We start from the raw sequence: 13,781 nt of genomic DNA, 5'->3' as shown, positions 1-13,781 counted from the left end.
TATGTTGAAATTACAGCCGATCTCTTTACGTGAACGGGTGGACGCCATCGATTTGATGAGGGGATTTTCGTTATTCGGAATCCTGCTCATCAATATGCTGGCCTTCCACACGCCTTTAAGTTATATCGATCCGTATAAATGGTTCAGCGGAAATATGGATCAAACCATTTTCACCGGTTTGGACATTTTCGTTCAGGCAAGTTTTTATCCGTTATTCTCGATGCTGTTCGGCTATGGGCTGATGATGCAATTTTTGCGCGCCCAAGATTATGGGCAGCCGTTTATGCCAGTTGCCGTCAAGCGTCTATTGATTTTGCTGGCATTCGGGATCGTCCATGCCTTTTTAATCTGGTATGGGGATATTTTGATTACTTATGCGCTCATGGGCTTATTATTGATCGGGATGCTGCGGCTTCCGCCCGCTTGGCTTCTTGGACTTGGGGTATTGCTTTATACGCTGCCGCATCTGATGTTTACCGTCATCATGTTTTTGGCGGTCACGGTCGACCCGAATATTTACATCGGGTATCAGGAAGCTGAACAATCGGTAGCTGCCTATCAATCAGGCAATTTCGCTGAAATATTCAGCCGGCGTTTAACGGATTGGTATTATGTCAATAATCCATTTAGCTTTATCATCTTTACCGTCACCATTCTGCCACTCATGATGATCGGGGCGGCTGCGGCGAAATGGCGGATGATCGAACAAGTAGCTGCCAAGAAAAAAGTTTGGCTCGTACTTGCTACAGGCTCGCTTACGGCAGGGCTGCTGTTGAAATCGACTCCGTACCTCTTCGATAAGAATTATGCCTATCAGTATGTCCAAGAGATGTTCGGTGGGCCGCTTGTTTCGATCGGTTATGCCGGGATCATTGCCTTATTGTCGCTGAATCTGAATTTCATGAAGGCTTTATCACCGCTAATCAAAGCGGGCAGGATGTCGATGACGATCTACATCACGCAATCGATCATCGCAACGAGCATCTTCTATTCCTTTGGCCTGGGCTTATACGGCCAAGTGGATCTGTTGACGGGGACTTTGATCGCTGTCGGTATATTCGTTGTCCAATTGATCTTTGCGGAACTGTGGTTTAGTAAATTCAAACGGGGGCCGATCGAAATGATCTGGCGGCGCTGGACGTACGGAAATAATTTTGAAAAAAGCAACAATTCAAAACGCTGAATGTGTATAATGAATGCAATCACAGAAAAGGAGTGTTTGACGAATGAAACTTCTATCGTTTCGCTTTCAAGGAGAAGAACGTTTTGGACCAAAGGTAAAAAAAGAAGAAGCCGTGTGGGATGTCCTCGCCATCCAGGAGCAGCTGGAAGTACTGCCGGAATTTCCGGAAAAGCTGATTGATGGAGTGTCGCAAGGAATGGAGTTTGTGGAACAGATCCGCAAATTGACGGAGGCGGCTGTCCAATCGGAAACCCCTGAGCAATTCAAACACTCTTTTTCGGAAATCGAATGGCAGGCGCCTGTCCCGAGACCTCCGAAAAATTTTATCTGCATCGGGAAGAACTACGCTGATCATGCAGAAGAAATGGGCGGGCAGGCACCAACGGATATGGTCGTTTTCACGAAAGCGCCGAATACGGTCGCTGCTGATGAAGAAACAGTCCCTGTGCATGAAGATATCACCGATTCGTATGACTACGAAGGTGAACTAGCTGTCGTTATCGGCAAAGCAGGACATAAAATCCCGAAACAGTTGGCTTACGATCATGTATTCGGGTATACCATCGCGCTCGACTTGACAGCGCGTGATCTTCAGGAAAAACACCAGCAATATTTCCTTGGGAAAAGCTTGCCAGGCTCTTGCCCGATGGGACCATATTTGGTAACTAAGGATGAGATCCCGCAATCTCAGAACCTGTCCCTTGTGACGAAAGTGAACGACGAAGTACGCCAAAATGGCAATACGGAAAACATGATCCGCCGTGTGGATGAGTTAATCGCAGAGATTTCCAAATCGGTGGCACTTGAACCGGGCGATGTCATCTTGACCGGAACCCCGGCTGGCGTCGGCAAAGGATTCAATCCGCCAAAGTTCTTGAAAGCGGGCGATACGATCAAAGTATCCATCCAGTCAATCGGCACACTCGTCACACATTTGTCATAAGGAACAATCACTTCCAATTGTCCTGCATGTGGTAAACTTGAGGGGACTATATTAAATGAGGTGAGCTTTTGGGATTTTTAACTGATACAACACATCTACACATTACCATGTGGGTAGTAGGCATCGTGCTTTTCCTCGTGGCTGCATTTATGCACCGCGACAGCAAGGGACGCAAAATCGTCCACATGATCACGAGACTGATCTACGTTTTGATCATCATTACCGGGCTGACATTGTTCATTGAGCATTCGTCATACGATGCCATGCTTTACGGCTTGAAATTCCTATTCGGGCTATTGACCATCGGCATGATGGAAATGGTGCTTGTGCGTGGCAAGAAACAAAAGCCTGTAACCTTGTTCTGGGCATTGTTTGCAGTATTCTTGCTCGTGACTTTGTTCCTCGGCTTCAAATTGCCGATCGGCTTTAACTTCTTAGCTTAAAACGGCCGTTCCATCAAATAGAAAGCTGCACGTTCCTTGTTGGTTTTTACTGACAAGAGACGTGCAGTTTTTTTGTATTGTCATCGAAATAGGAAAAATCGGGCCATTCCTCATAGGGATTTCACAGTTTGGACGAAACTAGACATAAACAGCCGCGCTTTCACCAAGATGACATGGCGGCAAACAAGTGAGTTTGATAAAATAGACCGGGTGAGCATCATCTTGGCCTCATTGAAGGAGGAGTACGGAATTGAAGAGAAAAACTATGATTTGGGCGTTGGCAGCAGCATTGCTATTGCCGTCAACAACTATGGTGGCAGCTGAAGAAACCCGCACAATCGAAGACGAAAGCATCTACGACGTGCTCGTAGACCGCTATTTCAATAAACAGATCCAAAACGATTATGAAGTGGATTCCACCGACCCGGCATCGTTCAGCGGCGGTGATTTTTCAGGGATGGAAAGCGAACTAGCGCACCTCCGGGATATGGGCTTTACGGTGCTGTCAGTTGGGCCAGTCTTCCAGACCGCAAGCTACGATGGGCGGCAAGTGCTGGACTACAGCCAGTTGGAACGCCATTTCGGGACGGCGGAAGAATTCCAGTCGCTCGTCGATGAAGTGCATGAAGGCGACATGAAAGTCATTGTCGATTTGCCGACGCAAGAAGTGAGCGTGGATCATATGTGGGCAGAGGAAAATCCAGATTGGTTTACTGAAAACGGTGACCAGACGCTCGCGCTCAATACAGGTAATGAAGAAGTCCAACAAGCCTTGATCGAAATGTTCAGCGATTTCCGTGATACATACGGGATAGACGGAGTCCGCCTGCAGGATTCAGAGGAACTGGAGCCGGCATTCGTCGAAAACTTCTCCACAGCCATGAAGCAGCAAGAAGGGTTTTACGTGCTGGCAGATGCAGAAATGGAGAACCAGGCTGGATTTGATGCGGTCGTGCAAGAAGGGGTAGAACAGACGCTTCGCGACAGCTATCGCAATTTTGACCAATCGTTGGCCGATATCCCTGAATTGATGCAGCAAGCAGAAGGCAAATTGATCCGTGTCGATTCACTCGACGGTTCACGCTTTACATCGGACATTGTTGAGTCAAGAGGCTATCCGCCGACCCGCTGGCGCATGCTATTTGCGCAATTACTGACGATGCCTGGCGTTCCGGTCGTCCAATATGGTTCTGAAACAGCGATGAACGGCGAAGCCTTGCCGGAGTCGCATCAGATTTTGGACATGGCGGTCGAAAAGGAATTGATCGACTACATCACCAATCTAAACTCATTGCGTAATTCATCTGAAGCATTGCGCACCGGTGAATTGGAATTGCTTCATGAAGAAGAGGGCTGGATGGTCTATAAACGTTCTAACGAAGAAGAGTCTTGGATCATTGCCATTAATAACTCATCCGGAACGAAAAGCTTGAGTTTGGCGCCAGAGGTTGTGGGTGAAGAAATGGAACTTCGAGGGCTGTTCGAAAGCGATATCGTCCGTCCGGATGAAGACGGGCAATATCGTCTCACTTTGGACCGAGAATTGGTGGAAACCTACCATATTACTGAAAAACGAGGGCTGAATACGGCGTATATCGTCACGCTTGGGCTAATGTATTTGATTTTCATGGGCTTTTTATGGATTGTCTGGAAAAAGGGCAAGCAGCGGAAAGCTGATGAAGCAGCAAAACAAAATAAATAATTAAAAAGCTGTGAACAGGTAACAACCTGTTCACAGCTTTTTTGTGTGAAAAAAGCGCCCGTTTCCAGGTGCTTTCAATGAAAAGTCAGTCGAATGCTTTATAGCCAATCATGTTGACAGGGTCTTTTGGCGAAGAGAATGGGGGAGCATAGCACAGTTCGAGCGCCTGCAAATCATCGACGGTCAATCCTCCATAAATCGCGGTCGCTATTACATCGATGCGCTTATCGACTCCTTTGCCTCCGACACATTGTGCACCCAAAATCTGTCTGGTTTCAAGGTTATAATGGACTTTTAAGGTCAGTTTTTCGTGATCCGGGTAATAGCCCGCGTTCGAGTTTCCGGTATGGCTGACCGTTTTGGCGGCAAGCCCTTTTTCTTTGATTGCTGTTTCTGTCAGTCCAGTCATCGCCGCATCCAAGCTGAAAACTTTCAATGCGGAAGTGCCGAGCAGCCCTTTTTTCGCAATCGGGTTGCCGGTAATATGCTGCGCGACGAGAAAAGCCTGGCGGTGCGCAGGCCAAGCGAGCGGGACGCGTTTTGGGTCTCCCGTAATAAAATCGAAATTCTCCGACGCGTCTCCAATGGCGTAGATTGATTCATCGTCGGTCTGCATGAAGTCATTGGTCCGGATTCCTCCGGTTTCACCAATGCTAAGTCCGGCGGTTTCACCGAGTTCGGTATTCGGTTTCAAGCCGATGCTCATGATGACAAAATCGGTTTCCAGACTCTTTCCATCGGACAACAGAACGCTTCGATCATCGATTTTTTCGATGACGGTTTCGGTATGGACTTGGACGCCATTTTTCTCCAGTTCGACATGCAGCATCTGTGACAGGTCCTCGTCCAAAATCGATAGGATGGCGCTCGACTTATGGACGATATCGACTTCCAGGCCGAGATGCTTAAGGTTCTCCGCCATTTCAAGCCCGATGAACCCGGCCCCTGAAACGACGCAATGGGAAGGCTTCTCGCTTTGGATATAGGAATGGATGGCTTGCATATCACCGTAGCTGCGCAGCGTAAATACATGGCTCTTCTGTGAGCCTTCAATATCCGGCATGATGGCGCTGCCGCCCGGAGACAAAATCAATGCGTCATAGGAATCGTGGAATTCATCGCCAGTCTTTAAGTTGCGGACGCGAATTTTTTTCTCCGGCCGGAGAATTTCCACGACTTCGTGTTCGAGCTTGACATCGATATTGCGTTTTTGCTGGAACTGTTCCGGGTCGGCCATCAGGATCGAAGTCTCATCTTCTATGACCTCGCCAATTACATACGGCGTTCCGCAAGCAGCATAGGACATTGTCGAATCCCGGTCGTATACCGTGATGCTCATTTCCTTATCATAGAAACGGAGTTGGCCCGCTGCAGTCGCACCGCCGCCTACCGCGCCGACTATAATCACTTTTTTCATCAATAGTCCACTCCTCAATCGGTTTTATTAAAGAAGAACAAGGCGAGCGTGCCAGGTCCTGTGTGGGCGCCGATCACGGAACCGACCATGTGGATTTCGATTTCTTTCGGGTTGTAGGCAGTTTCGATTTCGCCTTTCAACGCGTTGGCAAACTCCAGGTCATCGGCATGGCTGATGGCCATCACTTGCTGGTCCAAATTGCTGCCGCGTTCTTTCATCAGCTCGATCATCCGCTTGATGACTTTTTTACGGCCGCGCAATTTTTCGATCGGAACGAGCTTGCCGTCTTCGACATGAAGCAAAGGCTTAATATTCAATAAGCCGCCGACGAATGCACTGCCTTTTGAAATACGGCCGCCTTTCGCCATGTAATCCAGATCTTTAACCGTGAACAGGCTTTCGAGATGATCGGCCTTGAAACGCACTTTTTGGATGATCGCATCGTGGTTTTCACCGGCATTGCGCAATTTCACGGCTTCTTTAACGAGCAGCCCGTAGCCGAGTGAAGCCGCTTTGGAATCGACGATCGTTAAGTCCAAATCCGGGTATTCTTCGCGCACTTGATCTGCCACCATGACGGCTGTGGCATAGGTACCGGACAATTCCGAGGAAAAGGCGATGTAGAATCCAGCTTCTTTGTCTTTTGCCAATTGTTCGAATGCCTTGAGCATTTCTTCCGGAGACGCTTGAGATGTTTTCGGATGGACGCCGGAGCGGATGGCATCATAGACTTTCATGGAATCGATGGTCCGGATGTCTTCGTACTCAGCGTCTCCGATATGGACGCGCAAAGGGAACAGGACGACCTGTTCCTGTTCAAAAAAAGCTTTCGGTAAATCAGATGCGCTATCTGCAAATAATCTCATGGATCTTCCTCCTTTAGAGTTTCAGTTTCAAACGGTCCATCAGCAATTCAGCGATGCCGTCTTCGTTATTGGTCAAGGTGATTTCGTTGGCGATGTTCTTCAACGGCGCAATGGCATTGCCCATCGCAACCCCAACTCCTGCAAAGTCCAGCATTTCCAGATCGTTGTCTTCATCACCGAATGCGATGATATGCTCTTTCGCGATGCCCAGTGATTTTGAGACGCGATCGATACCGACAGCTTTGTTCATGCCCGAGCGGACAATTTCAATGACGTGCCAAGGTGCGCCCCAGCGGCGATGGTCAATGACTTCCGCATGCACTTCCGATAGGTGGTCGTGAATGGCATGGACTTTTTCGTATGGTGCATGGATGAGCATCGACGTCGGATCGGTTTTTAAATAATTGCGCAAATCCCCCGTCGTGATGCTTGGGTCACCAAAACTGAAGATATCCATCAGTTTCTCATCGTGGTGGTGGACATAGACTTCATCCAATACTTCCGCGACGATGTTGTGGAAATCGAAATCGTGCATCGATTCGACGACTTCGTGTACGACATCCAAGCCGATCGGCGTATGGTGCAGCCCCCAGCGTTCGTCGTTCGGGTGATGGACAAAAGCTCCATTGAAATTGACAATCGGCGTGTTGAGGCCGAGTTCACGGTAATAGATTTCACTTGCGCGGTATGGACGCCCCGTAGCGATCATGACCTGGTGGCCTGCTTGCTGGGCTTGATTCAAAATGGACTTGGTTTTAGGTGAAATGACTTTTTGGTCGGTCAATAATGTTCCGTCCAAGTCGAGTACGATTAAATGTTGTTTCATATGAAAATCCGGCTCCCTTCTATCTACCTTCAGTTTAGCGATAATAGAGGCTATCCGTCAAAAAAACCTGACGGCAATGCCGGAATTTGCGGTAACAAAGAAAAATTGGTAGGATTTAGGGTGAGGAGTGAAGCGCATGAAAGTAGCAAATGAATTATGGGGAAATATCCCGATCTTACATATAACACCTGAAGGGCACACGGGCGGTCCATTGCCGACGGTCATTTTCTTGCATGGGCATACGAGTGCCAAAGAACATAATTTGCATTATGCCTGGCAATGGGCCAAAAAAGGGGTCCGTGTCATCTTGCCGGATGCGTTGCTTCACGGAGAGCGGGATCAATCGCTTGATGAGGTCCAGATCAGCCTGCGCTTTTGGGAAATCGTTTTGACGTCTATCGAAGAACTCGGATTTTTGCACAAAGAATTGCACAAGCGCCAGCTGATTAGCGGAGAACCGGCTGTCGGAGGCACATCGATGGGCGGCATCACGACGCTCGGCGCATTGACGGCACATCCGTGGATCAAAGCGGCGGCCGTCATGATGGGATCCGGAAATTACGTGGAGCTTGCGAAAGCCCAAATGCGGCAATACGAGTCGCGCGGTTTTGACTTGCCGCTCACCGATGAGGAACGAGAAGGCATGCTCCAGGCCCTGTCACGTTTTGATATCAGTTTGAACCGCCAATCCTTTGGCGGGCGCCCGGTTTTTTTCTGGCATGGCGTAAAAGACCCGACCGTTCCTTTCGAACCGACCAACCGGCTTTTCCATGCATTGCAGCAGGATTATGCCGCCTATCCTGAACGACTGGCATTCATGAAAGAAACAGAAGCTGCACACGCGGTCAGCCGCAAAGGGATGCTGTCTGCAACGGCTTGGATTGCCGACCGATTAAAGGAATAAGCAAGTCGATTTCATTTCACTGTGATGTTTGGTAAGATAAGCAGTAACAGGAAAAGGAGGGATTCCGAATGGATCAAGAAACAAAAGATTATCTATTAGGCGCACTCGAAAATGTCATCGACCCTGAACTAGGTGTTGATATCGTCAATTTGGGCCTTGTATATGATGTAGAATTATCCGAAGATGGTTTCTGCGTGGTCACGATGACACTCACTTCTATGGGATGCCCAATGGGGCCGCAAATCGTCCAGATGGTTAAAACATCCTTGTATGAATTGCCGGAAGTGGAAGAAGTCGATGTAAAAATCGTCTGGCAGCCTGTCTGGAGTAAAGACCATATGTCGCGCTACGCAAAAATGGCGCTCGGCGTTCGATAAGAGAAATAGCAGAAAGCCGCAGGGAAGAAATTCCTTGCGGCTTTTTTTGATGAGCATTTCCGTTGCAAAAGGGGTACGGCAATCATATAATTTAATTAGTCAAAGATGGTCAAATTAATCAGAGGAGCGTGATTTGATTGGTTCAATTCCAAAATCCAAACGAAGAGCAAAAGTCGCCATTGGAACAATTCGGCCGCAATTTGGTTGAACAAGCACAGTCCGGTAAGATGGATCCGGTCATCGGGCGCGATCAGGAAATCCGCAATGTCATCCGGATTCTTTCCAGAAAGACAAAGAATAATCCGGTATTGATCGGTGAACCAGGCGTCGGGAAAACCGCAATCGTCGAAGGACTGGCACAGCGCATCGTCCGCAACGATGTGCCGGAAGGCTTGAAGGACCGTGTCATTTATGAACTCGATATGAGTGCACTGATTGCAGGCGCAAAATACCGGGGGGAATTCGAGGAACGGCTGAAAAGCGTATTGAAGCAAGTGAAAGACAGTGAAGGGCAGATCATCCTGTTTATCGACGAGATCCACACCATCGTCGGCGCCGGTAAAACGGAAGGCGCGATGGACGCCGGAAATATGCTCAAACCGATGCTTGCGCGCGGAGAGCTGTATTGCATCGGAGCCACCACTCTGGATGAATACCGCATGCACATCGAGAAAGATGCGGCACTTGAGCGCCGCTTCCAGCAGGTGATGGTGCGCGAGCCTTCTGTTGAAGATGCGGTATCGATTCTCCGTGGATTGAAAGAGCGTTTCGAACTCCACCACGGCGTGCGCATCCATGACCGGGCGATTGTTGCAGCTGCTACAATGTCAGACCGGTACATCACGGAGCGTTTCCTTCCGGACAAGGCAATCGACTTGATCGATGAAGCGTGTGCAATGATCCGGACGGAGATCGACTCCATGCCGCAAGAGCTCGATGAAGTAACGCGGCGCCTCATGCAGCTAGAGATTGAAGAGCAGGCGCTTCGGAAAGAAAAAGACGAAGCGAGCAAAACACGCCTCGCTGCGCTGCGCGAAGAGATTGAAGAGCTGAAGTCGTCTTCTGAAGGCATGCAGCAGCAATGGAACGAAGAAAAGCAATCGCTTCAGAAAATCCAGGCCAAGCGCGAACAATTGGATCAATACCGCCGCCAATTGGAAGATGCGGAAAACAAATATGATTTAAATACCGCGGCGATGTTGCGCCACGGAAAAATTCCAGAGCTTGAAAAAGAACTGAGCGCGATGGAAGTTGAACTTGCCGGAGACGGCGGGGAGCGGTTGCTGCGCGAAGAAGTGACCGAAGAGGAAATTGCGGGTATTGTCGCTCGCTGGACGGGTATTCCCGTAACGAAACTGGTCGAAGGCGAGCGCGAAAAGCTATTGCGCCTTGGGGATACGTTGAAAGAGCGAGTCATCGGACAGGACCGAGCCGTCGAACTGGTGACAGAAGCCGTATGGCGTGCACGTGCCGGCATCAAGGATGAACAAAAGCCGATCGGCTCGTTCATTTTCCTCGGTCCGACCGGTGTCGGGAAAACGGAGCTTGCGAAATCGTTGGCAGCAAACTTATTCGATTCAGAAGACCATTTCATCCGCATCGACATGTCCGAATACATGGAAAAGCACAGCGTATCGCGTCTTGTCGGGGCGCCTCCTGGATATATCGGCTATGAAGAAGGCGGCCAATTGACAGAAGCGGTCCGCCGCAATCCGTATTCCGTGGTGCTGCTCGATGAAATCGAGAAAGCCCATCCGGATGTCGCGAACATCCTTTTGCAGATCCTCGACGACGGGCGTATCACCGACAGCCAAGGGCGGCTCGTGAACTTCTCCAATACCGTCGTCATCATGACATCGAATATCGGTTCCCAGCATATCAGCGCAAGCAGTGACGAACACGATACAGAAGACATCGTCATGATGGAACTGCGCAAGCATTTCCGGCCGGAATTGTTGAACCGCATTGACGATATCGTCATTTTCCATTCCTTGTCGAATGAGCATTTCTATGGCATCGCCAAGAAAATGATCGGCGAATTGGCCGCTCGGATGAAACAACAGCAAATTTCCTTGGAAGTCGAGGATTCGGTCATCGATTATATCATTGAAGCAGGAACGGACCCGGTCTTTGGGGCGCGCCCGCTGAAACGCTTTATCCAGCGTGAAATCGAGACTCGCATCGCTAAGGAATTGATTAAAGGAGAGGTCACTCCAGGTTCGGCATTGAAGGTATCGATGGACGCCAATAAACAATTGCTTATCACTGTATGAGTATAGCCGCATTTCATTGAAATGCGGCTTTTTCCTATCTAAACCGTCCGATTCGGGCAAATAAAAAACGGAAGCCATCGCGGCTTCCGTTTTTATTGTGATTAATATTCTTTCGCTGCTTCTTTCGGGATGATGGCATCCATCACGATGACCAATACAGTGACTGCCACTGCCATGATGATACCCATCATAAAGTTGAATGGCACGTTTTGCACCGCACTTACGACATAATTCAACATTGAAATAATAAGGACAGACCAGAAAAGTGTTCCAATATATTGCATCTGTTTTCACCTCTATATATAGAATAACTAGTTTTATCATAGCATAAGGAAGCCTTTTCAGAAAGAAAGTTTCGCGCGTTTCGAAAGTTTTTGTCAGAAATATGTCGGCAACTTGAAATCAATAGCAAAAGGGCGTATCATTAACACCAGGTACTAATAATTGATGTTAATCGAAAAGAGGGACATAGATATGAATGCTGGAATCATCGGTACCGGCAGATGCCTGCCGGAAGATAAATTGACCAACTTTGATTTAGAGCAGCGCATGGACACCTCGGATGAATGGATCCGGACCATGACCGGGATTGAAGAACGCCGGATTGCAAACGATGAACAAGATACATCGGATATGGCACGGGTCGCGGCGCAAAAGGCGATTGCCGATGCCGGCATCGATCCAGCGGACATCGGATTGATACTGGTAGCGACAGTTACGCCAGACCGTCCGTTTCCATCTGTCGCGTGCGATATCCAACAACAGATCGGTGCCGTGAATGCGGCCGCTATGGATATCTCTGCAGCCTGTGCTGGATTCATGTACGGTGTCATTACGGCGAAACAATTTATCGAGTCGGATACGTATCGCTACGTCCTAGTAGTTGGTGTTGAGAAGCTCTCGAAAATCACCAATTGGGAAGATCGCAATACAGCTGTGCTATTCGGTGACGGAGCCGGCGCTGCCGTAATCGGTAAAGTGTCGGAAGGCCGCGGGATATTATCGTTCGAGCTTGGAGCGGACGGCTCAGGCGGGGAACATTTGTATCAAGACAAGCATTTGGTGATGAATGGCCGTGAAGTGTTCAAATTTGCGGTGCGCCAAATGGGCGAGTCCGCCATCAACGTCATCGAAAAAGCAGGTTTGGATAAAGAGGATGTCGATTTTCTCATACCGCATCAGGCGAACATCCGGATCATGGAATCGTCACGGGCACGTCTTGACTTGCCGGTAGAGAAAATGTCGAAGACTATACAAAAATACGGAAACACTTCAGCAGCGTCGATTCCGATTTCCCTTGTGGAGGATTTAGAGGAAGGCCGGATTAAAGACGATGATGTCGTCGTCATGGTCGGCTTCGGTGGCGGTTTGACTTGGGGCGCAATTGCTATGAAGTGGGGGAAATAATCGGATATGCGAAAGGAAGTAAAAGAAATGGAAAATCGTCGTGTAGTCATTACAGGTATCGGTGCCGTAACACCGCTTGGAAACAGCGCAGAATCAACGTGGGAAGCGGTGAAGGCAGGACGTTCAGGCGTCGGCCCGTTGACACGCATCGATGCTGATCAATATCCGGCAAAAGTTGCCGCTGAATTGAAGGATTTCTCGATCGAAGAATATATCGAACGCAAAGAAGCGCGCAAGATGGACCGCTTCACCCATTACGCACTCGCATCATCCATCATGGCAATGAAAGATGCAGCGCTTGAGTTGGATGAAAAGACAGCACTTCGTACAGGCGTCTGGATCGGATCAGGAATCGGCGGGATGGAGACGATTGAAAACCAGATGGACGTATTGAATTCCCGCGGCGTTCGCCGCATCAGCCCGTTCTTCGTGCCGATGATCATTCCAGATATGGCCTCTGGACAGGTGTCGATCCACTTCGGCGCAAAAGCGATTAACTCTTGCTCGGTCACAGCTTGTGCATCCGGCACGAACTCGATCGGCGATGCCTTTAAAGTCATTCAGCGCGGCGATGCCGATGTCATGATATCAGGTGGCGCGGAAGCTCCGATCACTCGTCTTTCTGTTGCAGGATTTACGGCCAATACCGCATTGACAACAAATGATGATGTAACGACCGCATCACGGCCATTCGATAAAAACCGTGACGGCTTTGTCATTGGTGAGGGCGCCGGGATTGTCATCCTGGAAGAATACGAACACGCGAAAGCACGCGGCGCAAAAATCTACGCAGAACTCGTCGGCTATGGTTCGACTGGTGACGCGCACCATATTACAGCTCCAGCCCCAGGCGGTGAAGGCGCTGCACGTGCCATGCAGCAAGCCATCGAAGATGCAGGAATCGAAAAAACCGATGTCGGCTATATCAATGCCCATGGAACGAGCACGCCGTATAACGATTTGTTCGAAACGATGGCTGTCAAAACAGTGTTCGGCGACCATGCGTATAAACTTGGCATGAGCTCAACGAAATCGATGACTGGCCATTTGCTCGGTGCAGCTGGCGGTATTGAAGCTATCTTTACGGCGCTGGCTTTGAAAGAAGGCGTCATGCCACCGACGATCAACTACGAAACACCAGATGAGGAATTGGATTTGGATTACGTAGCAAATGAAGCTCGAGCTGCAGAATTCGACTATGCAATGAGCAATTCGCTCGGATTTGGCGGACATAACGCTTCGCTCGTATTGAAAAAAGTTTAAAGCTTATTGAAAAGCTCCCGATGCCGGGAGCTTTTTTTATTATCCATTTCTTATAATGGTAAAAAATATGCACGTCTTGAATAAGATGGGGAATGCTTTTATAGCAAGGATTGGAGGAGAGAAATGATTATCTATTTTGGTAATCATTGCTTAAAATACAAAAATTATATTGCGCAT

General features: G+C 48.9%; 13 protein-coding genes. 9 read left to right on the top strand and 4 right to left on the bottom strand.

Going from position 1 to position 13,781, the window contains the following annotated elements; genetic code table 11:
* Nucleotide 1: 1 nt before the first annotated feature.
* From M1Q06_RS11255 to M1Q06_RS11240, 4 genes are all read left to right on the top strand, one after another.
* Nucleotides 2-1,183: a DUF418 domain-containing protein gene (locus M1Q06_RS11255; protein ID WP_434399626.1), complete on the top strand. Its 1,182-nt coding sequence runs from the start codon at nt 2-4 to the stop codon at nt 1,181-1,183.
* A gap of 43 nt (nt 1,184-1,226) precedes the next feature.
* Nucleotides 1,227-2,126, top strand: coding sequence for a fumarylacetoacetate hydrolase family protein (locus M1Q06_RS11250; RefSeq protein ID WP_434399625.1), 900 nt, complete (start codon nt 1,227-1,229; stop codon nt 2,124-2,126).
* A gap of 68 nt (nt 2,127-2,194) precedes the next feature.
* Nucleotides 2,195-2,569: a YisL family protein gene (locus tag M1Q06_RS11245; RefSeq protein WP_274623586.1), complete on the top strand. Its 375-nt coding sequence runs from the start codon at nt 2,195-2,197 to the stop codon at nt 2,567-2,569.
* Between the two features lie 250 nt (nt 2,570-2,819).
* The gene (locus tag M1Q06_RS11240; RefSeq protein ID WP_434399624.1) at nt 2,820-4,271 is read left to right on the top strand and encodes an alpha-amylase family glycosyl hydrolase; all 1,452 of its coding nucleotides are present in this window, start codon (nt 2,820-2,822) and stop codon (nt 4,269-4,271) included.
* A gap of 85 nt (nt 4,272-4,356) precedes the next feature.
* Here the strand turns inward: M1Q06_RS11240 and M1Q06_RS11235 are convergent, their stop codons facing one another.
* Genes M1Q06_RS11235 through M1Q06_RS11225 form a run of 3 tightly spaced genes read right to left on the bottom strand, consistent with a single transcriptional unit; the run spans nt 4,357 to nt 7,380 of the window.
* Complete coding sequence (locus tag M1Q06_RS11235) at nt 4,357-5,688, bottom strand: CoA-disulfide reductase (protein ID WP_434399623.1); 1,332 nt, start codon at nt 5,686-5,688, stop codon at nt 4,357-4,359.
* Between the two features lie 14 nt (nt 5,689-5,702).
* Complete coding sequence (locus tag M1Q06_RS11230; protein ID WP_434399622.1) at nt 5,703-6,554, bottom strand: DegV family protein; 852 nt, start codon at nt 6,552-6,554, stop codon at nt 5,703-5,705.
* Nucleotides 6,555-6,567: 13 nt separating this feature from the next.
* Nucleotides 6,568-7,380, bottom strand: coding sequence for a Cof-type HAD-IIB family hydrolase (locus M1Q06_RS11225; RefSeq protein WP_434399621.1), 813 nt, complete (start codon nt 7,378-7,380; stop codon nt 6,568-6,570).
* 136 nt (nt 7,381-7,516) lie between these two features.
* Between M1Q06_RS11225 and M1Q06_RS11220 the strand changes: the two genes are divergently transcribed.
* The 3 genes from M1Q06_RS11220 to M1Q06_RS11210 all read left to right on the top strand — a co-directional run bounded on the left by M1Q06_RS11220 (nt 7,517) and on the right by M1Q06_RS11210 (nt 10,934).
* On the top strand, nt 7,517-8,284 hold the full coding sequence (locus tag M1Q06_RS11220; RefSeq protein ID WP_434399620.1) for an alpha/beta fold hydrolase: 768 nt from the start codon (nt 7,517-7,519) through the stop codon (nt 8,282-8,284).
* Between the two features lie 68 nt (nt 8,285-8,352).
* Nucleotides 8,353-8,661 carry a metal-sulfur cluster assembly factor gene (locus tag M1Q06_RS11215; RefSeq protein WP_058383381.1) on the top strand — a complete coding sequence of 103 codons (309 nt, stop codon included), beginning with the start codon at nt 8,353-8,355 and terminating at the stop codon, nt 8,659-8,661.
* 137 nt (nt 8,662-8,798) lie between these two features.
* The gene (locus M1Q06_RS11210; protein WP_434399619.1) at nt 8,799-10,934 is read left to right on the top strand and encodes an ATP-dependent Clp protease ATP-binding subunit; all 2,136 of its coding nucleotides are present in this window, start codon (nt 8,799-8,801) and stop codon (nt 10,932-10,934) included.
* 101 nt (nt 10,935-11,035) lie between these two features.
* Here the strand turns inward: M1Q06_RS11210 and M1Q06_RS11205 are convergent, their stop codons facing one another.
* On the bottom strand, nt 11,036-11,218 hold the full coding sequence (locus tag M1Q06_RS11205; protein ID WP_121297877.1) for a YjzD family protein: 183 nt from the start codon (nt 11,216-11,218) through the stop codon (nt 11,036-11,038).
* A 190-nt stretch (nt 11,219-11,408) separates the two neighbouring features.
* On the opposite strand from M1Q06_RS11205, the gene M1Q06_RS11200 reads away from it, so the two are divergent.
* Both M1Q06_RS11200 and fabF read left to right on the top strand, forming a co-directional pair.
* Entirely contained in the window at nt 11,409-12,341 is a 933-nt protein-coding gene (locus M1Q06_RS11200) for a beta-ketoacyl-ACP synthase III (protein ID WP_121297876.1), read from the top strand.
* Nucleotides 12,342-12,368: 27 nt separating this feature from the next.
* Entirely contained in the window at nt 12,369-13,604 is a 1,236-nt protein-coding gene (gene fabF / locus M1Q06_RS11195) for a beta-ketoacyl-ACP synthase II (protein WP_434399618.1), read from the top strand.
* Nucleotides 13,605-13,781 lie beyond the last annotated feature (177 nt).

The sequence above is a fragment of the Planococcus sp. 11815 genome (assembly GCF_051096385.1).
In the GTDB taxonomy this organism is placed as follows: Bacteria; Bacillota; Bacilli; order Bacillales_A; family Planococcaceae; genus Planococcus; species Planococcus citreus.
The sequence above is the reverse complement of the archived record's forward strand: the minus strand, read 5'-3'. Positions and strand labels throughout refer to the sequence as shown.